We start from the raw sequence: 19,531 nt of genomic DNA, 5'->3' as shown, positions 1-19,531 counted from the left end.
GTGTGACGCGGCGCTCAGCGCCGCCGGGCGCGCTGGCGCGCGATGAGCTCGTCCTGGAGGTGGCGCCGGCCACGGTGCAGCACCCACTCGCCGTCGGACCCGAGCTCCCATGCGGTCGTGTCGGGGTCGAGGGCGAGGTCGAGCAGGCTCCGGATGGCTTGGACGACGTGCGGGTCGCTGAGGCGTACGAGCACCTCGACGCGGCGATCGAGGTTGCGGTGCATCATGTCGGCCGAGCCGATCCAGGCCGCCGGCTCGCCGCCGTTGTCGAACCAGAAGATGCGGCTGTGCTCGAGGAAACGGCCCAGGATCGAGCGCACCCGCACGGTCTCGGACAGGCCGGGCACGCCGGGTCGCAGGGCGCAGATGCCGCGGATGAGCATCTCGACGCGTACGCCCGCCTGCGAGGCGAGGTAGAGCGCGTCGATCACCGCCTCGTCGACCACCGAGTTGGCCTTGAACCGGATGCCGGCTGGGCGGCCGGCCTGGTGGTGGGCGATCTCCTGGTGGATCTGCGCGATCAGGCCGTCGCGCACGCTGTGGGGCGCGACGAGCAGGTGGTCGTAGGTGCGGTTGCGGCTGATGCCCGACAGGTTGTTGAACAGCAGCGCGACGTCCTCGCCGATCTCGGGGTCGGCGGTCAGCAGGCCGAGGTCCTCGTAGAGCCGGGCGGTCTTGGGGTTGTAGTTGCCCGTGCCGAGGTGGACATAGCGCCGGATGCCCACGGGCTCGTCGCGGACGACCATCGACAGCTTGCAGTGCGTCTTGAGGCCGACGAGGCCGTAGACGACGTGGCAGCCGGCCTGCTCGAGCTTGCGCGCCCAGCGGATGTTGGCCTGCTCGTCGAAGCGGGCCTTGATCTCGACGACCACCAGGACCTGCTTGCCGGCCTCGGCGGCGTCGATGAGCGCCTCGATGATCGGGCTGTCACCGGACGTGCGGTAGAGCGTCTGCTTGATCGCCAGCACGTGCGGGTCGGCGGCCGCCTGCTCGAGGAAGCGCTGCACCGAGGTGGCGAAGGAGTCGTAGGGGTGGTGCAGCAGCACGTCGCGGCGCGACACCGCGTCGAACACGTCGACGGGGGAGGACGACTCGACCTCGGCCAGACTCGGGTGGGTGGTGGGCAGGAACGCGGCGTACTTGAGGTCGTCGCGCGGCAGGTCGGCGATGGAGTGCAGTCCGGTGAGGTCGAGCGGGCCGGGCAGCGAGACCACCTCGCCGCGGCCGACCCCGAGCTCGGAGACGAGCAGGTCGAGGACCTTGGGGTCCATCGACTCCTCGACCTCGAGGCGCACGGGCGGGCCGAAGCGGCGCCGCTGCAGCTCCTTCTCCAACGCCTTGAGGAGGTTCTCCGCGTCGTCCTCCTCGACCTCGAGGTCCTCGTTGCGGGTGACCCGGAAGGTGTGCGAGCCGAGCACGTCCATGCCGGGGAACAGCTTCTTGAGGTGCTCGCCGATGACGTCCTCGATCGGCACGAAGCGCTGGTTGCCGAGCCCGACGAAGCGCCCGAAGGTCGGCGGCACCTTGACGCGCGCGAAGTGCTCGGTGCCGGTCTCGGGGTGGCGTACGACGACCGCGAGGTTGAGCGACAGCCCGGAGATGTAGGGGAACGGGTGGGCCGGGTCGACCGCGAGGGGGGTCAGGACGGGGAAGATCCGGTCCTTGAAGAGCTTCTTGCACACCTTCTGCTCGTCGCGGTCGAGCTCGGACCAGCGCAGGATCTCGATGCCCTGCGCGCCGAGCTCGGGGAGGAGGTCGCCGAGCGCGCGGGCGTGGCGCTCCATCAGCTGCCGGCTCTCGACCCACAGCCGCTCGAGCTGCTCGCGCGGCATCAACCCGCTGGCGGCCCGTACGGCGACGCCCGCGGCGATGCGGCGCTTGAGACCGGCGACGCGGACCATGAAGAACTCGTCGAGGTTGCTGGCGAAGATCGCGAGGAAGCGGGCGCGCTCGAGCAGCGGCAGGGCGGGGTCCTCGGCGAGCTCGAGGACGCGCTGGTTGAAGCGCACCCAGGAGATCTCGCGGTCGATGAACCGGTCGTCGAACTTCTCCACGGCCTGGATCGCCTCGGCGTCGGGGCGGTAGGGCGGCTCGACGTCGAAGGTGTCGGTGGGGTGCCCGAACGGTTGGGTGACCGGTCCCTCCTCCGCCGAGGGGGACACAGCGCTGGTCAGGGTGGCCGGGTCGGACATGTCGCCAGTGTGGCACCGGAAGGTGAACGCCGGGTGAGGCTCGCGTCAGTAGACGAGCGCCTGGACGCCGTCGCCGAGGACCTGCTCGGCGAAGACGGCGGCTCCCGCGATCGTGACACCCTCGCGGAGGTCGCCGGCGACGATCCCCCGGCGGGCGGCGCACTGCGAGCAGACGGTGATCGTGCCGGTGGTGAGGACGGCGGCCATCAGCTGGTCGAGGGGCGTGGCGAGGTCGAGCTCGAACTCCTCGGCGCGGCCCGGCACGCCGAACCAGGCCGCGTCGCCGGTCAGCCAGAGGGAGACCTCGGCGCCGGACGCCGCGGCGGCCGCGGAGACCGTGAAGCCCTGGTTGAGGCGTTCGGGGTCCTCGGCACCGCAGGTGACCTTGACGACCAGTGGGCGAGGCATGCGCCCACACTAGAGTGAACCCATGCCCTTCGAGCTGCCGGACAACCTGCATCCCAACTGCGGCCCCGTCGCGTGGCTGCTCGGCACGTGGCACGGCAACGGCCACGGCGACTACCCGACGATCGAGCCGTTCCAGTTCGGCCAGGAGCTGATCTTCACCCACGACGGCCGCCCGTTCTTCCACTACATGTCGCGCTCGTGGATCGTCGACGAGCAGGGCGAGTTCGTCCGCGACGCGGCGATGGAGACCGGCTTCCTGCGGTGCCCCGAGCCGGGCAGGATCGAGCTGCTGCTCGCGCACAACATCGGCTTCACCGAGATCTGGTACGGCGCGGCCGAGGGCGGCAAGCTCGAGATGCACACCGCCGGCGTGTCCTACACCGAGACCGCCAAGGAGGTCACGGCCGGCTCGCGGATGTACGGCAACGTCGAGGGCGACCTGCTCTACGCCTACGACATGGCGGCCGTCGGCCAGGAGCTCCAGCCGCACCTCTGGGCGCGGCTGAAGAGGGCCTGAGCCCCCATGAGCGACGACCTCGCCACCCGGCTGCGCGAGCAGGGGCTGCGCCTCACCCCGCAGCGCGAGCTGATCCTGCACGCGGTCGAGGAGCTGCGCCACGCCACGCCCGACGAGGTGCTGGCCCACGTACGGGGGCAGGTCAGCTCGGTCAACGCCTCGACCGTCTACCGCACGCTCGAGGTGCTGGAGGAGCTCGGCCTGGTGCGCCACACGCACCTCAGCGACCGCGCCCCGACCTACCACTCCACCGGCGAGCACGAGCACGTCCACGTGGTGTGCCGCGGCTGCCACTCGGTGCGCTCCTACGACCCCGACATCGTGCGCCCGCTCGTCGCGGCGCTCGGGGCGGACGGCTTCTCCGTCGACGTCGGGCACCTCGCGATCTTCGGCACCTGCGCCGACTGCTCCGCCGCTGCCCCCTGAGTCTCTCGGAGACTCAAGGCCCCCGAGTCGGGCGCCTCGACGCCGCTGGGGACGCGGGCGGTCGCCGCGTAGGCTCGAGGCATGCAGTCCCCGCTCCTCTCCCTGCCCGGAGCCGTCACAGGCGACGGGATCGACGCCCCCGTGGCGGCCCACTACGGCTCCTTCAACACCGAGCAGCGCAGCCTGGCGCGCGGCGACGGCTTCGTGGACCTGTCGCACCGCGACGTCGTACGCATCGCCGGTCCCGACCGCCTGTCGTGGCTGCACAGCCTGACCACCCAGTTCTTCGAGGGCCTGGCACCGGGGGTCTGGACGCAGGCACTGGTGCTGAGCCCGCAGGGCCACGTCGAGCACGCCTTCACCGGCGTCGACGACGGGGAGGCGTTCGTCGCCCACACCGAGCCGGGCGCGGGCCCGGCCCTGGTCGAGTGGCTCGAGCGGATGAAGTTCATGACCCGCGTCGAGGTCTCGCTCGTCGACGACCTCGCCGTGATGTGGCGTCCGGCGGACGGCCCGTCACGACCGGGTGGCCGCTACGACCTCGTGCCCCGCGACCGGCTCGAGGCGTACGCCGAGGCGGCCGGGCCCGCCTGTGGGCTCTGGGCCTTCGAGGCGCTGCGCATCGAGCGCGGCGAGCCGAGGCTCGGGCTCGACACCGACCACCGCACCATCCCCAACGAGGTCGGCTGGATCGGCTCGGCGGTGCACCTCGACAAGGGCTGCTACCGCGGCCAGGAGACCGTCGCGCGGGTGCACACCCTCGGCCGCCCGCCCCGCCGGCTGGTGCTGCTCCACCTCGACGGCTCGGAGAACCGGCTGCCCCCCGCCGGGTCCGCGGTGTCGTACGACGGCCGCGACATCGGCTTCGTCGGCTCGAGCGCCCGCCACCACGAGCTCGGCCCGATCGCGCTCGCCCTGGTCAAGCGCAACGTCCCGGTCGACGCGACCCTGACGGTCGACGAGATGCCGGCCACCCAGGAGGTCGTCGTCGACCCCGAGGTCGGCCTGCACGTCCGCCCTCTCCGCTGAGGGTCGAGCATCCCCGGCGGAGGCCCGTCAGCCGCGGCGGTACTGCACGTGGGTGTCGGCCTCGGCGTGCCCGAACCCGAGGCGGGAGTAGAGGGCGACGGCGGGGGCGTTGTCGGACTCGACGTAGAGCAGCACCTCGTCGACCCCGGCGCCGGCGAGGTGGTGCAGCCCGGCCAGGGTGAGCGCCCGGCCGAGCCCCCGCCCCTGCGCGGCGGGCGCGACCCCGACGACGTAGACCTCGCCGAGGCGCGCGTCGTGCTGCTTGGTCCAGTGGAAGCCGAGGACTCCCGACGCGTCCTCGGCGACGAGGAGCCCGGCCGGGTCGAACCACGGCTCGGCCATCCGGCGGGCGAGGTTGGCGGCGTCCATCGCCCCCTGCTCGGGGTGCTCGGCGAAGGCGGCGGCGTTGACCGCGACGACGTCGTCGGCGTCACCGTCGCGGTAGGACCGGATCTGCACCCCGTCGGGCAGGGACAGCGGCGGGAGCGGGTCGGCCGTCGGCCGGCGCATCACCCACAGGTCACGCACCCGCTCCCACCCGTGGCGCGCGGCGAGCCGGGCGGCGGCGGGGTGGTTGCCGTGCGACCACGCCGTCAGCGGGCCGTCGTACGACGACTCGGCCCGGGTGAGCAGCGCGGCGCCGAGCCCGCGGCGGCGGGCCGCCGGCCGGACCACCAGCGAGAGGTCGCCGGCGTGCAGGAGCGCGAAGGCGTCGTCCTCGGCGATCAGCGAGACCTCGCCGTCGGCGAGGGCGATCCGTGTCGCCTCGTCGAGCGGGTCGGCGCCGTCGGCGGCCGCGGCCGCCCGGGCGATGTCGTCGACCAGCGAGGCGGTGGCGTCCATGCCGACGACCCTAGTGGGGGCTCAGGACGAGCTGGCCGAGGTCTCCGTCGCGACCGCGTCGCGGCTCGGGACGACGAAGCGGTAGCCGACGTTGCGGACGGTGCCGATGTGGTGCTCGTGCTCGGTGCCGAGCTTGGCACGCAGCCGGCGCACGTGGACGTCGACGGTGCGGGTGCCGCCGAAGTAGTCGTAGCCCCAGACCTCCTGCAGCAGCTGCTCGCGGCTGAAGACTCGGCCGGGGTGCTGGGCGAGGTACTTGAGGAGCTCGAACTCCTTGTAGGTCAGGTCGAGGGAGCGCCCGCCGATGCGCGCGGTGTAGGTGGCGTCGTCGACGACGACCTCGCCGCGCCGGATCACGTGGGCGGCCGGGTCGTCGGGCGTGGCGGCGCTGGCGCGGCCGATCGCGAGCCGGATGCGCGCGTCGAGCTCGGCGGGACCGCAGGTGTGCAGCACGACGTCGTCCATGCCCCAGTCGTGGGCGACGACGGCGAGCCCGCCCTCGGTGACGACGAGCAGCACGGGCGCGTCGGAGCCGGTGGTGCGGATCAGCCGGCACAGGTCGCGCGCGGCGGCGAGGTCCTGGCGGCCGTCGACGAGCACGAGGTCGGCCTCCGGGGCGTCGAGGAGGGCGCTGCCCTGCGCCGGCACGATGCGCACCGAGTGGGCCAGGAGCGCGAGCCCCGGGAGCACCTCGGCGGAGGGCTGCAGCGCGCTCGTGAGCAGCAGCAGTGCGCTCATCGCGGACCTCCTCGGGCGCCGGCGGATCGGTCCGGCGGCAGCCGGAGCCACAGCCGGGGATGAGGAAGGATAGCCCGCATGGGCCCCTCGACGGATCTGCAGCGACGTGGTGAGACGACCGTGACCGTGCGCTACTGGGCGGGCGCCCGCGCGGCGGCGGGCACGGCGGAGGACGTGCTGGCGACCACCGGCGAGCTGACCCTGGCCGAGGTGGTGGCCCGCGTGCTGGAGCTGCACCCGGGCGAGCAGATGGCGCGCACGGTGGGGGTCTGCTCGGTGCTGGTGGGCGACCAGCCGGTCCGTTCGCAGGACCCCGACACGGTCGTCGTACGCCCGGGCACAGTGGTCGAGATGCTGCCTCCTTTTGCCGGAGGCTGAGTGCGCGCGGCGATTTTGCGATAGAACTTCCCTCGACAGGCGTCCACGGGGGATGGCCTGCGCTTCGGGCACGGATGTGCCGACTGATGTCCAAGGGGGACACAACTCAATGAGAAGCACACAAGGGGGAGCTTTCGCGCGCCTTCTCGCCGGTGGCACCGCCGCCGCGACGGCGTGCGCGGGCCTCGCGATCGGGCTGGCGACGCCTGCCCACGCGGCCGTCACGATCAGCGGCAGCACGATCGACGCCGCAGGCAACTACGTCGACGGCTTCATCTCGATCTACCACTACTCCGACCAGGACGGAGACGGCACGGTCGAGTCGTCCGAGTACGACTTCCTTCCGGGGGTCAGCACCCAGGGTGGTGCCTTCGACCTCAACCTCGAGGACGGCCTCTACAAGCTCCAGTTCTACCCCTCCTCCGGCACCGACGAGTACCGGAGCGAGTACTACCGGGACAAGGCCGACCTGGCGAGCGCCGACTTCGTCACGGTCGCGGGCGCCGCCCAGGTGCTCCCGGCGTGGACCATCGACTCCGCCGCGACGGTCACCGGCACGGTCGCGACGACCGACGGCCGCGCCGTGCGCAACGCGCGGGTCGAGGCCTACGCGGCCGATGACGGCATGTTCCTCGCCGGCGACCTGACCGACTCGTCCGGTGCCTTCCGCATCGGGGCGGACGAGGCCGTCAAGCTGCGCTTCTCGGGCTACGACTCGGTGACCGGCAAGGCGCTGGCCACCGAGTACTACTCCGACAAGTCCGACCTCGCCTCGGCCGACGCCGTCGCCCCGGGCGCCGTGCTCGGGACCATCACCCTGGCCCCCGGCGGCTCGATCTCGGGCCGTGTCACCAGTGAGGCCGGAGCTCCGCTCCACCGGGCGCTCGCCTGCACCGAGGACTACTGCGACTACACCGACGCCAATGGCGTCTACACCATCGAGGGCGTCCAGACCGGTGCCCACGTGGTGGAGTTCTCCGACCCGATCGACGAGTTCGCCGGCGAGTACTACAACAACGTCGCCGTCGACGAGTACGGCGACCCGGTCGGCTCCCCGGCGGTCGTGAACATCGCCCCCGGCCAGGCGGTCGCGGGCATCGACGCCGCCCTCGCGGCGAAGTCCAAGCCCGCTCTCACCGGGGTGGACATCAGCGGCACCGTCCGCGACCAGGTCGGCGGGCTCGGCGTGGGCTACAACGTCCTCGCGTACGACACTCCGGCCGACCCGCGTGACCGCAAGATCGTCGCGCGGACGATCTCCAACCGCGCCGGCGGCTACGCGTTCACCACGCTCGACCGCGTCGGCGGCGAGACCGAGTTCAAGATCGTCGTCGAGGGCGAGGCGGCCCGCGAGCGGAACGACTTCGCTCGCCGCACCATCTGGACCGGTCAGAAGTTCGGCTACGACACCGCCGCAGCGGTGACGGCCGCGCCGCAGGTCATCGACTTCGTGCAGCCGGTCGCCGGCGGCGTCGCGGGCGCCGTCACCAGCGAGGCCGGTGGCGCGCCGGAGGAGCCCTGGGTCGCGTTCGTCGACGCCGACGACAACTACGCCAGCTCCTACGCCGAGTTCCAGGCCAACGGCGCCTACGAGACCCGCAACCTCTGGCCGGGCGACTACACCGTCCAGTTCGGCGGCGCGCGTCACGTCCCCGAGTGGTGGAACGACGCTGTCGCCGGAGAGGCGAAGACCATCACGGTCAAGCCGGGCGAGGTGCTCACCGGCATCTCGGCCGCGCTCGCCAAGGACGTCAAGGCCGTCGAGCGCCCGAGCGTCACGGGCGACGCGTGGGTCGGCAAGACCATCCGCATGGACAAGGGCGTGTGGACGGCGATGGCCGGCACCCAGTTCACCTACGAGTGGCTGGTCAAGGGCACCGTGGTCGCGACCGGTCCGTCGCTCAAGATCACCAAGAAGCACCTGGGCGACAAGATCACCGGCCGCGTGACCAACGACGCCGGGTTCACCCAGGGTCAGGCGATCACCAAGGCGACCGCCAAGGTCGGCTACAAGCCGAAGGTCAAGGCGAAGGTCACCAAGAAGTCCGCGGCGATCACCCTCAAGGTCAAGCCCCTCAAGGCCAAGAAGGTCAAGGCCACGGTCACCGTCTTCAAGATCGTCGGCGTCAAGAAGAACGGCGACGACAAGCTCAAGAAGCTCGGCAAGGCCAAGATCAAGAAGGGCAAGGGTGTCGTCACCTTCAAGAAGCCGCTCGGCAAGGGCAAGCACAAGCTCGTCTTCACCGTGAAGGGCAAGGGCAAGGTCGGCTCCGGCGACATCCAGAAGAAGTACAAGATCAAGCGCTGATCCGACGCAGCACCTGCAGCACCCGCACCACGAGCGAGGCCCCGGGATCCGTCCCGGGGCCTCGCCCCGTCTCCGGGCCCGGAACAAATCCGGCGAGTGGCGTCGTTGGGCGGAGGTGAGCACCGGAGCCGGGATCGTCGTCGCCGCCGTCGTGCTGGCCCTCGGGGTCGGCCTGTGGCGCCTGGCCATGGACGGCCGGTTCCGCGAGACCCGCGCCGCGCGTCCCACCTCCCCCGCCGAGGGACGGACCGCCGAGGGACAGGCCGCCGAGGGACAGGCCGCCGAGGGAGCCGCCGGTGCAGCCGCGGGTGCAACCGCCCCGACGGAGGCGTTCGCCGGCGCCGAGGTGGTCACCGCGGTGGGCCGCGAGCTGGGGGAGCGCGCGACGTTGCTGCAGTTCTCCAGCGCCTTCTGCGCGCCGTGCCGCGCGACCCGCCGGGTGCTCGACGAGGTGAGCGGCCTGGTCGACGGCGTCGCCCACGTGGAGGTCGACGCCGAGCACCACCTCGAGGCGACCCGCGCCCTCGGGATCCTGCGCACGCCGACCACCGTGGTGCTCGACGCGTCGGGCGCGGAGGTCGTCCGGGCGAGCGGAGCGCCCACACGCGACCAGGTGCTGACCGCCCTGGCCCGGGTCTGATCTCAGGATATGGATGCGTGGGTCACATGGTGAGACGAACCGGAGCCCACACCGTCGGACGGCCTAGTGTCGTCGTCATGTCCTCGACCATGCTCACCAAGCGCCGCGCAGTGGACCACTGCCGCGTGCACTCGGCGCTGTGTCGAATGTCGTAGCGGTCCCGCCGCCTCTCTGAGTCCTGTCGTCCAGCCGTCGTCGCTGGACCGTGCTCGGTCGGTGGGACCCGCGTGCCGGGCCCCGTCCCAGCGCGCCCGGCCCCGCCGCGCCGACCGACCACAGGAGAGACATGACCAGCACCACTGCGACGCCCCGTCCGGCGGGGTCCGCCCGCCCTGACGGGCTGATCGACCCACGCGGCCCGCAGCTCGCCGCCGCCGTGACCGCCGTCGTCCTGGCGAGCGTCCTGCTGCTCCCCACGCCGTACGCCGTCGCGCTGCTCGCCGTGCAGGCGGCGCTGTTCGCCGTGGGCGCCGTGCGCGGCGTGCAGGCCACGCCGTACGCATGGCTGTTCCGCCGGCTCGTGCGACCGCGCCTGGCCCCGCCCGCCGAGTGGGAGGCCCCCGAGCCGCCGCGCTTCGCCCAGGCCGTGGGCCTCGCGTTCGCGCTCGTCGGACTGGGCGGCTTCGCGGCCGGCGCCACCGTCCTCGCCCAGGTCGCCGTGGGGCTCGCCCTGGTGGCCGCCCTGCTCAACGCCGCCTTCGCCTTCTGCCTGGGATGCGAGGTCTACCTGCTCGTCCGCCGCTTCATCGCCACCGTCTGATCTTCACCCACATCTTCACCCACATCGTCACCCACATCTTCACCGCCGCACACACCCAAGGAGCACATCACCCATGAGCCGCGAGAACTCGCTCGTCACCGCCCAGTGGGTCGAGGACAACCTCGACACCGACGGCGTCGTCCTCATCGAGGTCGACGAGGACACCACCGCCTACGACAAGGGCCACATCCGGGGCGCCATCAAGCTCGACTGGACCACCGACCTCCAGGACCAGGTCCGCCGTGACTTCGTCAACAAGGAGCAGTTCGAGGCGCTGCTGTCCGAGCGGGGCGTCTCCAACGACGACACCGTCGTGCTCTACGGCGGCAACAACAACTGGTTCGCCGCCTACGCCTACTGGTACTTCAAGCTCTACGGCCACCAGGACGTCAAGCTCCTCGACGGCGGCCGCAAGAAGTGGGAGCTCGACTCCCGCGAGCTGACCGACGACCTCCCCACCCGCGCCGCGACGACCTACACCGCCACCGAGCAGGACACCTCGATCCGTGCCTTCCGCGACGAGGTCGTCGCCGCGATCGGCACGCAGAACCTCGTCGACGTGCGCAGCCCCGACGAGTACGCCGGCCGGCTGCTCGCCCCGGCCCACCTGCCCCAGGAGCAGGCGCAGCGCGCCGGTCACATCCCGACCTCGGTCAACGTGCCGTGGAGCAAGAACGCCAACGACGACGGCACGTTCAAGTCCGACGAGGAGCTCGCCGCGCTCTACGACGAGGTCGGCTTCGACGCCGACAAGGACACCATCGCCCTGTGCCGCATCGGCGAGCGCTCCTCCCTGACGTGGTTCGTGCTGACCGAGCTGCTCGGGCGCAAGAACGTCAAGAACTACGACGGGTCGTGGACCGAGTACGGCTCGCTGGTGGGCGTGCCGGTCGCCCTCGGCGACGAGCCCGGGGAGGCCTGACATGTGCGGAGCGAAGCAGGGCGGGCTCTCCCTCGACGGGGTCAACGTCGCCAAGGAGGCCGTCATCCAGGGGCAGGTGCTGCGCAGCGGTGACGAGCCGGTCGCCAACGCCTACGTGCGCCTGCTCGACCGCAGCGGCGAGTTCACCGCCGAGGTGCCCACCTCGGCCACCGGGCACTTCCGCTTCTTCGCCGGCGACGGCGAGTGGACCCTGCGGACGCTGGCGCCCAAGGCCGAGCCCGTCGACACCCGCGTGGTGGCCGCGACCGGCTCGGTCGCCGAGGTCCAGGTGCTCGTCAGCGCCTGATCGCACCAGTGGTCCAGACCACCGGAGGACGCTCCGTGCCCCGAGCACGGAGCGTTCCCCTCATTTTCGCCACGGTTCGTCTCGACCCCGGACGGGCCGGTCGCCTCGGCCTTACGTTGGGATCTCGGGTCGTACGTCGCACACGGGCTGTGTCGTCAAGGGGGAGGTGGGGGGATGGTCGCTGAGACGACCCCTGGCCCGACACCCGTGCTCGCGACCGACGAGCTCTGGCGACTCACCATGGAGCACTCGCCGGTGGGCATGGCGATCGTGTCGCCGGCAGGCTGCTTCACGACCGCCAACGGCGCACTCTGCGACATGCTCGGCCACGACGCCGACGTGCTCGCGACCATGACGTTCCACGAGCTCACCCACCCCGACGACCTCGCGGTCGACCTCCGCCTGTTCGGGGAGGCGCTCGCCGGCAAGATCAGCTCCTACCGCATCACCAAGCGCTACGTCCGCGCCGACGGCAGCATCTTGGTCGGCGACCTGTCCGTCGCCCTCCTGCGCGACTCCTACGGCGCCCCGGTCCACTTCATCGCGCAGGTGGCCGACCTCAGCGAGCGGCATGCCTTCGCCGAGCGCCTCGACGCCGCCGAGGCGGCCGCCGACGCCGACCGGCGCACCGCCCAGGCGGTCTTCGAGGGCGTCGCGGTCGGGCTGCTGCAGATCGACGCCGACGGGCGCTACCTCCTCACCAACACGCGGCTGCGGGAGTTCGTCGATCTCGCCTTCCCCGGCGGCCACCACGGCGTCGCCGGCCAGACCGGCCTCGCCTTCGGCATCGACGAGCAGCCCCTGGCCGCCCACGAGGTCCCGTCGGCGCGCGCCGCTCGCGGCGAGGAGTTCGACGACCTGCGCCTCTGGGTCGGCCACGACCCGCACACGCGGCGAGCCCTGTCGGTCTCGGCCCGCCGGGTGCTCGACCGCTCCGGGTCCCCCGCGGGCGCCGTGCTGGCCTACCACGACGTCACCGACCAGGTCCGGGCGATGGGCGTCAAGGACCAGTTCGTCTCCGCGATCTCCCACGAGCTGCGCACCCCGCTCACGGCGGCGCTGGCCTACCTCGAGCTGCTCGACGACTCGACCGACGTCACGCCCGAGGGCCGCGAGCAGGTGAGCGCCGCGCGGCGCAACATGCTCCGGCTCTCGCACCTGGTCGCCGACCTGCTCTTCACCACGCGCGTCTCGGCGGGCTCGCCGCTCGTCGACCCCTACCGTGTCGACCTGGCGCTGCTGCTGGCCGAGGCGGTCGACGCGGCGTCGCTGCACGCCGACGGCGTGGGCGTGCGGGTCGAGTGCCGGGTGCCGGAGACGCTGCCGGCGCTCGTCGACGGCATGCGCATGCGCCAGGTCTTCGACAACCTGCTCGACAACGCCGTCTCCTACAGCCGCCCGGGCGGTGTCGTGACCGTCGACCTCGACGTCCGCGGGGAGCACACGGTGCTGACGGTCACCGACGAGGGCACCGGCATCGACGCCGACGAGGTGGAGGCGGTCTTCGACCGGTTCTACCGCGGCACCAACGCCGGTCGCCTGCACGTGCCCGGCACGGGGCTCGGTCTCACCATCGTCCGCAGCATCGTCGAGGCGCACGGCGGAGTGGTCTCGCTGGAGAGCACGCCCGGCGAGGGCACCAGCGTCTGCGCGCTGCTGCCGCGCTGAGCCGCCGCCATCACGCGGGGGCGTCGTGCCTGCGACGCGGAACGAGAACGGCCCCCCGCGTGTGGGGCGCGGGGGACCAGGCGCCTCGGGGGGAAGCGCACTTTCTCTCGAACCGACGACGCGGGGGACGCCGTCGGGCGACATCTCGGCCGGGGGGTTTGCCAAGTGTGTCTTGCCAGATCTTGCCAGAGAGGGGGCGCCCGCGCCTCGGTTTTGACACAATCGCCGCGAGCGTCCGTCTTCGCGGTGCCGCTCGGTCAGCCCACACCCCACAAGGAGCCACCCATGAAGACCTTCGCTCGCCTCGCCGTCGCCGCCACCGCCCTCGTCAGCATCGCCGGCATGGCGGCTCCCGCCACCGCCGCGCCTCGTGACGTGGAGATGCAGCGCAACATCTGGTGCTGCTGAGACTCGCTCTTACGACGCGGATTCGCGCGTGAGCGCAGGTGCGGTCGTACGAGTCCTGAGACCGGTCGAGGCCGCGGCGCGACGATAGGCGTCCGCCGCGGCCTCGACCAGGCCGACGCCCTCCAGCAGGGCGGCCAGGTCGAACCACAGCTGGGCCGCGCTGTTGTCCGCGCCGATGCTCGACAGCTTGAGGACCGCCGCTTGGTAGAGGCGCGCTGCCTCGTCGGTGTCGGCGCGCGCTGCACTGATCCGGCCTTCCAGGGCGAGCGCCTCGGCCTCGGCCAGCGGTGACTGGCCGTCCGACGTCCCGTGCACGTCGGACAACAGGCGGCGGCACTCGTCGTGGTCGTCGGTGAGGAACGCCGCGCGAGCCAATCCGAGCAGCGTCCAGGCCTTGTCCATCGGGGTGGCGCTGCTCCACTCCATCTCGGACACCGCCTGCTGCAGGTTGTTGCGCGCGTCGTCCACCGCGGGAGGCTCCAGCTCGAGCTGGAGGCGCCCGACCTCGGCGCGCAGACGAGCCAAGTTGCGGGCGTCATGGCCTTCTCCCAGCAGGGCGAGGGCGCGCTCGGCGAGCGGGACGGCCGCGGTGATGTCGCCCCGGTTGGCCTGCATCACGCTCGCGTTCCAGTAGGCCGACGCACGGGCGCGTGGCGAGTCGAGGGTCTCGGCCTGCGTGATCGCCTTGGCGCAGAGTCGGACGGCGTGGGCCGTGTCGCCGCGCTCGAAGTAGGCGGCCGCCACCGTGACGGTGAGCTGGACGGCCTCGTCGCTCGCGGCGAGTCCGGCGGCGCGCAGCTGCGCGAGCACGTCCTCCCCGCAGGAGATCGCGCGGCCGAGGTCGCCGGTCTCCCGGTGGATGCGGCTGAGGGCGATGCCCGCCTTGATGCGGCTGACGCCGCTGACGGTGTCGTCCTCGAGGAGAGTCTCGAGCTCGATGATGGCGTCGTCCTCGCGTCCGCCGGCCTCCAACGAGCGGGCGTGGAGGAGCCTGGCGCGTTCGCGCATGCCGCTCCCGGGCACGTCGTCCACGCGGCTCAAGGCTGCGTCGAGGTGCTGGGCGGCTTCGGCCGGTTCGCCGGACTCGAGGGCGAGCTCGGCATAGTCCAGCGCCAGCCGGACCTCGTCAGGATCGCGCCCCGGCTCCACGGCGAGCAGCGAGTCGATCGACACGTCGAGCCGGCCGGCGAGCGAGGTCAGCGCCTTGACCGTCGGCTTGCGCGCGCCGGTCTCGAGGCGGGAGAGGTAGGCGACCGACATCGTGTCGCCGACCACCTCGCCCTGGGTCATGCCCTTGGCGAGCCGGATCGAGCGGAGGCGACGCCCCAGTTCGTGGGCATCGGCCCCGGCGAGCAGTTCGGCTTGACGTGCGTCCATACGAACATTGTGCGGGTTGGGGGAGGGGAGTTGTTGAATTCTGGCAAAACACGTTCACCGCACGGGCCGGCGGGTCCGTCCGGGCCTGCGGACCCGACCAGGCGGCCCGTGCCGACGTCGAGCCCACCTGTACGCGGGCGCTGGCCCCGTCCATAGGGATGAGGCTCGTCAACGAGTGAGGAACAGCTCGCCCTACAAAGGTCCCATCTTTGTTCAACCTTCCCCGACAACGGCTTTTGTCCCTTAATCTTCCAAAAGTCGGTCAGGGGTTGGCTGACGCTCGTCCGGGGGCTTGTCTCGGTGTGTTGTTCTAGCCATCCGTGGGGGATGCATGTCCGTAGTGAGTCGCGCGCCCGAGGCTGCCCAGCCTCCACCGAAGGCGTTGCATCGTTCGATCCACACCGTCTCCCGTGAGGGTGCCGGATCCGTCGACTGGCGTCAACGGCACGCTCGAGCGCTGCTGGTAGGGGACTTCCTGGTCCTGACGTCTGCTCTCGGCGTCGCCCAGGTCGTTCGCTTCGGCGCCGCCTCGGACCGGCAGGTCAGCGGGCTCGGGACGTCCTACGCCGTGCTCGGTGTGGCCCTGGCGGTCGCTTGGTGGGTTTCGCTGCAGGTCCACCAGGCCCGCAGCCCGAGGGTCGTCGGCCACGGGTGGGAGGAGTATCGGCGGGTCATCGTCGCGACCTTCCGCGTGTTCGCAGTCCTGGCCATGCTTTCGGTTGCACTCAAGATGGACGCATCCCGGCTGTACCTTGCGACCGCGTTCCCGCTCGGCCTCGTAGGCCTGCTGGTCGAGCGGAAGCTCGCGCGGGTCAGCCTGCACCGTGCGCGGGTCCAGGGCGAGGCAGCCGACAAGGTCCTGGTCATCGGAGGTGAGCGCGCGGCGGCAGAGCTCGCGACGTGGTTCGCAAAGCACAAGACCGCCGGCTACGACGTGTGCGGAGTGTGGATTCCGGACGAGAGTCAGCCAGTGGCTGCCATCACGGGGGACGCGCCGCGCGGCGTCCCGGTGATGTCCTCCGGCACCGACTTCACGACGGCCCTCGCCCGGTCGGGCGCGACAACCGTGGTGGTGACGGACACCGAGCACCTCGGTCACGAGTCGCTCCGCGACCTCGCGTGGCAGCTCGAGGGGTCGAAGGTCGACCTCATCCTCTCGCCCAACGTCCTCAACGTGTCGTCGTCCCGCCTCTTCCTCCAGGACGTCTCCGGCATGCCGATGCTGCACGTCAGCGAGCCGCAGTACGCGGCCGCCGCCCGCCTGAGCAAGCGGAGCTTCGACATCCTCGGAGCGTCGATCCTGCTGATCGCTGCTGCCCCGTTGTTCATCGCAACGGCTCTGGCGGTCAAGTTCACGAGCCCGGGGGCGGTGTTCTACCGGCAGGAGCGCATCGGACGAGGCGGCGAGCGTTTCGGGATGATCAAGTTCCGCTCGATGCGCTCCGATGCTGACCGCCAGCTGGCCGCCTTGCTCGCGGCAGAGGGAAAGTCTCTCGCTGAACTACCGAAGCTGACGAAAGACCCGCGTGTCACGCGTGTGGGTTCCTTCATTCGCCGCTTCTCGATCGACGAGCTCCCGCAACTGATCAATGTCGTCAAGGGCGACATGAGTCTGGTCGGACCCCGGCCCCAGCGCGACTTCGAGGTTGCCCAGTACGACCGCCTGGCAGAGCGCCGGTTGACGGTGCGTCCGGGCATGACGGGCCTCTGGCAGGTGTCCGGGCGCTCCGACCTGGCATATGCCGAGGCAATCAACCTGGACGTTCACTACGTCGAGAACTGGTCGATGATGTCCGACGTGATGATCCTGTGGAAGACAGCGCGAGCAGTCCTGGCGTCGGACGGTGCGTACTAAACAGATGGCAAGCGGCAACGCAGACGCTCCTCCTCTCGAAGTGGTCGTCGTGACCTATTCGTCCTGCGAGAACGCGGAACGGGAGCTCCGCCAGATGATCGACGTCGCCCGCGAGCGGCCGGCAGCACGCTGGCACTTCATCGACAACTCCGGCAACGATGCGGCGAGGCTCTTGGAGTGGGCCTACGGGCTCGTGAACGTGCGCGTCACCGAACTGCCCAATCCTGGTTTCGCAGGGGCATGCAACGTCGCGGCGGAGGTGTCGGATGCGCGCTGGTTGCTGTTCTTGAACCCTGACGTCGAGGTCACTGCGGACGATCTCGATCTGGTCCTCGGGCACGCCGGAAGTAACGAAGACCGTACGTTAGCCATCAGCATGGTCACGAACGGCGTCCGTCATGCGGGCGTGGCGATGCGGCACAAGGTGTGGTTCGTAGACGCGGTTGTGGGCTCGAGCGATCGAGTCATCGGTCCCAGCGGCGGTGCAGGACTTTTCCCACGGAAGCTGTTCATCGAGCAGGGCGGCTTCTACGAGCCTCTCTTCGCCTGGGGTGAGGACGCGGACCTCGCGTGGAGGCTGCATCGCCAGGGCTACGAGTGTGCGGTGCTTGACTTGGGCCTTCCTCACCAGGGAGGTCACAGCATTGCCGGATCGAAGGCGTCAACGCAGTTCAAGGTGCAGACGTTGTATCGCAACCGGCTGATTGTCGCCCGCCGAAACCTACGGAATGCCCAGTTCGTCGCGTTCGCCTGCGCTTATGCCGTGGCTCTTCCGCTGTTGCTGCCCAAGAACGCGAAGCGCGCGTCGGGCGGTGCCAGCGTCCGAGGTTTCCTCGATGGCCTCCGGGCGTGCGCCAGCACGCGGCGGTTGCCATGACGACGGTTGACGTTGTCACGGTGACGTACAGGGCGACCGACCTAGCGCTCGAGTGCGTCCGAAGCGTAGGCCGCGTGAGGGAACAATGTCCTGAGCTCGTCGTTCGTATGTTCGTCCTCGACAACAACAGTGGCGACGACACCATCGAACGCGTGTCTTCGTCGGCTCCCTGGATTAGCGCCGTCTCCCGGACGTCCAACGATGGTTTCGCTGTCGCCACAAACCAGGGCATCAGGATGGGGTCGGGCGAGTTCGTGTTGGTGCTCAACCCCGACACCGAGGTGACGGCCCCCATGCTGCGTCATCTCGTGCAGAGAATGAAGAGCGATCCGACCATCGGAGTCGTCGGGCCCAGGCTCGTGGATGCGCTCGGGCGTTTCGACCACGCGGCAAAGAGGAACTCTCCTGGCCCCGCAGCCGCGTTCCGCCATCTGGCTGGGAAGATTCTGAATCGCGACCTCGGTTCGGACTACCTCGCCCCGCAGGTCGGCGAGACAGAGTCCGGGGATGTTGACGCCGTGAACGGCGCCTTCATGCTCATGCGACGTTCAGACCTGGCGCGAGTCGGTCTCCTCGACGAGTCCTACTGGATGTACGGGGAGGACCTGGAATGGTGCCGGCGCTTCAAGGCTTGTGGGCTGCGGGTCGTGTATGACGGTTCCGTGACGGCAATCCACCACAAGGGGGGCTCGTCTGGCGCCGTCCGGTCACCGCGGACGAACTGGCACTTTCACGCGTCCATGTGGCGCTACTACAACACCGAATCGCAAGCTGAGCCGACGCTCCGACGAGTGCTTGTGGCGTCGGGTATCGGCGCGCATTGGGTGCTCACGTCAATCAAGTGGCTCTTGCATCGGCTCCGGGGCACCGCGTGACCTCCGCCGTTGTCGTCCCGCTGTTCGATCCTTCGGCAGAAGTTGTGAGCCGGCTGGTCGACCTTGCCCGCCACCGGCCGGTAGTCGCGGTCGACGACAGCCCTGAGGTGACCGACAGGTCCGTGCTCGCACAGCTGGCGCATCAGGGCGTCGTCGTGCTTCGACACGAACGCAACCGCGGGATTGCCGCAGCCCTGAACACTGGGATCGCTCACGTCGCGAAGAACGACCTCATCACAGCGATCCTCACGCTCGATCAGGACTCCTTTGCGTCCCTTGCCTACGTCGCCGCCGCCGAAGCGCTGTTGTCGAACGCGCATCTGGGCCTGGTCTACCCGCACATGCTCGACGCCGAGCCGCAGGTTGGGGCTTGGCGAAACGGGTTGTGGGAGGCGTTGGAACCGATGCAGAGCGGCTGGCTGCTGAAGACAGCCGCGTGGCGCGATGTCGGGCCCTTCCGTGAAGAACTGGTCATCGACTGCGTGGACACCGACTACTACTTCCGACTTCTCGATCGGGGCTGGCGAGCGCAGGCCGTGCAAGGGATGAGTATCGATCACCAGCTCGGTACTCCCGGCAGCTTCCTTGGCCTGTTCACCTATCGCCAGCATCCGCCGTTCCGGATCTACTTCATCGTCCGCAACCGGATCATCACCGCTCGGCTGCACGGAAGACGGCACCGTTCGTGGGCGTTACGGTCGCTCGGCCGAACGCTGAAGGACGTCGTCAAAACTCTCGTCGTGGGAGGCCAGCGAGCGCAGACGCTCGGAGCCGTCGCCCGCGCCGTTAGAGACGGTGTTGGGGCGCAGACGGACATGGGGAGAGGAACTCGGCGGGTGAGACACGGCGGCCTCGGTGGGCGTACGTGGCGGTCTTGAGAACTGTTGCGCAGCGGTTCTTGGGTTTTGGTGCCGCACCAGCGGTATCGATGCTGTCTCCGTTGTTGGCGTTGCCGATCCTTTCGCGGTCGACCTCGGTAGACGAGTGGGCGACTGTCGCCATA

The 19,531-nt window shown here is 70.4% G+C and carries 20 protein-coding genes; 15 read left to right on the top strand and 5 right to left on the bottom strand.

What is annotated here, in order from left to right; all coding sequences use genetic code 11:
• Window positions 1-14: 14 nt before the first annotated feature.
• Together JX575_RS17130 and JX575_RS17125 are read right to left on the bottom strand one after the other, a co-directional pair.
• The gene (locus tag JX575_RS17130; protein WP_186339272.1) at window positions 15-2,192 is read right to left on the bottom strand and encodes an RNA degradosome polyphosphate kinase; all 2,178 of its coding nucleotides are present in this window, start codon (window positions 2,190-2,192) and stop codon (window positions 15-17) included.
• A 45-nt stretch (window positions 2,193-2,237) separates the two neighbouring features.
• Window positions 2,238-2,600 (bottom strand): DsrE family protein, encoded by a 363-nt coding sequence (locus JX575_RS17125; protein ID WP_186339271.1) that lies wholly within the window; start codon window positions 2,598-2,600, stop codon window positions 2,238-2,240.
• Between the two features lie 22 nt (window positions 2,601-2,622).
• Between JX575_RS17125 and JX575_RS17120 the strand changes: the two genes are divergently transcribed.
• From JX575_RS17120 to JX575_RS17110, 3 genes are all read left to right on the top strand, one after another.
• Window positions 2,623-3,117 (top strand): FABP family protein, encoded by a 495-nt coding sequence (locus JX575_RS17120; protein ID WP_186339270.1) that lies wholly within the window; start codon window positions 2,623-2,625, stop codon window positions 3,115-3,117.
• Window positions 3,118-3,123: 6 nt separating this feature from the next.
• Complete coding sequence (locus JX575_RS17115; protein ID WP_186339269.1) at window positions 3,124-3,543, top strand: Fur family transcriptional regulator; 420 nt, start codon at window positions 3,124-3,126, stop codon at window positions 3,541-3,543.
• 81 nt (window positions 3,544-3,624) lie between these two features.
• The gene (locus JX575_RS17110; RefSeq protein WP_186339268.1) at window positions 3,625-4,572 is read left to right on the top strand and encodes a folate-binding protein YgfZ; all 948 of its coding nucleotides are present in this window, start codon (window positions 3,625-3,627) and stop codon (window positions 4,570-4,572) included.
• A 27-nt stretch (window positions 4,573-4,599) separates the two neighbouring features.
• Here JX575_RS17110 and mshD read toward each other — a convergent pair whose 3' ends face one another.
• Together mshD and JX575_RS17100 are read right to left on the bottom strand one after the other, a co-directional pair.
• Window positions 4,600-5,415, bottom strand: a complete 816-nt coding sequence (gene mshD / locus JX575_RS17105; RefSeq protein WP_186339267.1) for a mycothiol synthase — start codon at window positions 5,413-5,415, stop codon at window positions 4,600-4,602.
• Window positions 5,416-5,436: 21 nt separating this feature from the next.
• Entirely contained in the window at window positions 5,437-6,153 is a 717-nt protein-coding gene (locus JX575_RS17100; RefSeq protein ID WP_186339266.1) for a response regulator transcription factor, read from the bottom strand.
• A 78-nt stretch (window positions 6,154-6,231) separates the two neighbouring features.
• On the opposite strand from JX575_RS17100, the gene JX575_RS17095 reads away from it, so the two are divergent.
• The 8 genes from JX575_RS17095 (at window position 6,232) to JX575_RS19855 (ending at window position 13,544) form a co-directional block, all read left to right on the top strand.
• Window positions 6,232-6,531 (top strand): MoaD/ThiS family protein, encoded by a 300-nt coding sequence (locus JX575_RS17095; protein WP_186339265.1) that lies wholly within the window; start codon window positions 6,232-6,234, stop codon window positions 6,529-6,531.
• Between the two features lie 109 nt (window positions 6,532-6,640).
• Window positions 6,641-8,839: a carboxypeptidase-like regulatory domain-containing protein gene (locus JX575_RS17090; protein WP_186339264.1), complete on the top strand. Its 2,199-nt coding sequence runs from the start codon at window positions 6,641-6,643 to the stop codon at window positions 8,837-8,839.
• Window positions 8,840-8,954: 115 nt separating this feature from the next.
• Window positions 8,955-9,479 (top strand): thioredoxin family protein, encoded by a 525-nt coding sequence (locus JX575_RS17085; RefSeq protein ID WP_241005227.1) that lies wholly within the window; start codon window positions 8,955-8,957, stop codon window positions 9,477-9,479.
• 286 nt (window positions 9,480-9,765) lie between these two features.
• Entirely contained in the window at window positions 9,766-10,239 is a 474-nt protein-coding gene (locus JX575_RS17080) for a DUF4395 domain-containing protein (RefSeq protein WP_186339263.1), read from the top strand.
• Between the two features lie 73 nt (window positions 10,240-10,312).
• Entirely contained in the window at window positions 10,313-11,161 is an 849-nt protein-coding gene (locus JX575_RS17075; protein WP_186339262.1) for a sulfurtransferase, read from the top strand.
• 1 nt (window position 11,162) lies between these two features.
• Window positions 11,163-11,468, top strand: coding sequence for a DUF1416 domain-containing protein (locus tag JX575_RS17070; protein ID WP_186339261.1), 306 nt, complete (start codon window positions 11,163-11,165; stop codon window positions 11,466-11,468).
• Between the two features lie 174 nt (window positions 11,469-11,642).
• Window positions 11,643-13,136 (top strand): PAS domain-containing sensor histidine kinase, encoded by a 1,494-nt coding sequence (locus JX575_RS17065; protein WP_186339260.1) that lies wholly within the window; start codon window positions 11,643-11,645, stop codon window positions 13,134-13,136.
• 285 nt (window positions 13,137-13,421) lie between these two features.
• Complete coding sequence (locus JX575_RS19855; RefSeq protein WP_260988495.1) at window positions 13,422-13,544, top strand: hypothetical protein; 123 nt, start codon at window positions 13,422-13,424, stop codon at window positions 13,542-13,544.
• 9 nt (window positions 13,545-13,553) lie between these two features.
• Here the strand turns inward: JX575_RS19855 and JX575_RS17060 are convergent, their stop codons facing one another.
• A complete protein-coding gene (locus tag JX575_RS17060) occupies window positions 13,554-14,921 on the bottom strand; it encodes a helix-turn-helix transcriptional regulator (RefSeq protein ID WP_186339259.1) in 1,368 nt (455 codons plus the stop codon).
• A 340-nt stretch (window positions 14,922-15,261) separates the two neighbouring features.
• Between JX575_RS17060 and JX575_RS17055 the strand changes: the two genes are divergently transcribed.
• From JX575_RS17055 to JX575_RS17040, 4 genes are read left to right on the top strand one after another with little or no spacing between them, the layout of a single operon-like run.
• Window positions 15,262-16,776 carry a sugar transferase gene (locus tag JX575_RS17055; RefSeq protein WP_186339258.1) on the top strand — a complete coding sequence of 505 codons (1,515 nt, stop codon included), beginning with the start codon at window positions 15,262-15,264 and terminating at the stop codon, window positions 16,774-16,776.
• Window positions 16,777-16,825: 49 nt separating this feature from the next.
• Window positions 16,826-17,653, top strand: a complete 828-nt coding sequence (locus JX575_RS17050; protein ID WP_186339257.1) for a glycosyltransferase — start codon at window positions 16,826-16,828, stop codon at window positions 17,651-17,653.
• Window positions 17,650-18,528 (top strand): glycosyltransferase family 2 protein, encoded by an 879-nt coding sequence (locus JX575_RS17045; RefSeq protein WP_186339256.1) that lies wholly within the window; start codon window positions 17,650-17,652, stop codon window positions 18,526-18,528. Before JX575_RS17050 ends, JX575_RS17045 begins: the two co-directional genes overlap by 4 nt.
• On the top strand, window positions 18,525-19,406 hold the full coding sequence (locus JX575_RS17040; RefSeq protein WP_186339255.1) for a glycosyltransferase: 882 nt from the start codon (window positions 18,525-18,527) through the stop codon (window positions 19,404-19,406). Before JX575_RS17045 ends, JX575_RS17040 begins: the two co-directional genes overlap by 4 nt.
• The last annotated feature ends 125 nt before the right edge of the window (window positions 19,407-19,531 follow it).

The sequence above is a fragment of the Nocardioides sp. zg-1228 genome (genome assembly GCF_017086465.1).
GTDB lineage: Bacteria > Actinomycetota > Actinomycetes > Propionibacteriales > Nocardioidaceae > Nocardioides.
This window is presented reverse-complemented; position numbering and strand designations above follow the sequence as displayed.

What these genes read in the sequence shown, in the direction of transcription:
- JX575_RS17130 (WP_186339272.1), bottom strand. Translation starts at nt 2,192, where the DNA reads ATGTCCGACCCGGCCACCCTGACCAGCGCTGTGTCCCCCTCGGCGGAG.
- JX575_RS17125 (WP_186339271.1), bottom strand. Translation starts at nt 2,600, where the DNA reads ATGCCTCGCCCACTGGTCGTCAAGGTCACCTGCGGTGCCGAGGACCCC.
- JX575_RS17120 (WP_186339270.1), top strand. Translation starts at nt 2,623, where the DNA reads ATGCCCTTCGAGCTGCCGGACAACCTGCATCCCAACTGCGGCCCCGTC.
- JX575_RS17115 (WP_186339269.1), top strand. Translation starts at nt 3,124, where the DNA reads ATGAGCGACGACCTCGCCACCCGGCTGCGCGAGCAGGGGCTGCGCCTC.
- JX575_RS17110 (WP_186339268.1), top strand. Translation starts at nt 3,625, where the DNA reads ATGCAGTCCCCGCTCCTCTCCCTGCCCGGAGCCGTCACAGGCGACGGG.
- mshD (WP_186339267.1), bottom strand. Translation starts at nt 5,415, where the DNA reads ATGGACGCCACCGCCTCGCTGGTCGACGACATCGCCCGGGCGGCCGCG.
- JX575_RS17100 (WP_186339266.1), bottom strand. Translation starts at nt 6,153, where the DNA reads ATGAGCGCACTGCTGCTGCTCACGAGCGCGCTGCAGCCCTCCGCCGAG.
- JX575_RS17095 (WP_186339265.1), top strand. Translation starts at nt 6,232, where the DNA reads ATGGGCCCCTCGACGGATCTGCAGCGACGTGGTGAGACGACCGTGACC.
- JX575_RS17090 (WP_186339264.1), top strand. Translation starts at nt 6,641, where the DNA reads ATGAGAAGCACACAAGGGGGAGCTTTCGCGCGCCTTCTCGCCGGTGGC.
- JX575_RS17080 (WP_186339263.1), top strand. Translation starts at nt 9,766, where the DNA reads ATGACCAGCACCACTGCGACGCCCCGTCCGGCGGGGTCCGCCCGCCCT.
- JX575_RS17075 (WP_186339262.1), top strand. Translation starts at nt 10,313, where the DNA reads ATGAGCCGCGAGAACTCGCTCGTCACCGCCCAGTGGGTCGAGGACAAC.
- JX575_RS17070 (WP_186339261.1), top strand. Translation starts at nt 11,163, where the DNA reads ATGTGCGGAGCGAAGCAGGGCGGGCTCTCCCTCGACGGGGTCAACGTC.
- JX575_RS17065 (WP_186339260.1), top strand. Translation starts at nt 11,643, where the DNA reads ATGGTCGCTGAGACGACCCCTGGCCCGACACCCGTGCTCGCGACCGAC.
- JX575_RS19855 (WP_260988495.1), top strand. Translation starts at nt 13,422, where the DNA reads ATGAAGACCTTCGCTCGCCTCGCCGTCGCCGCCACCGCCCTCGTCAGC.
- JX575_RS17060 (WP_186339259.1), bottom strand. Translation starts at nt 14,921, where the DNA reads ATGGACGCACGTCAAGCCGAACTGCTCGCCGGGGCCGATGCCCACGAA.
- JX575_RS17045 (WP_186339256.1), top strand. Translation starts at nt 17,650, where the DNA reads ATGACGACGGTTGACGTTGTCACGGTGACGTACAGGGCGACCGACCTA.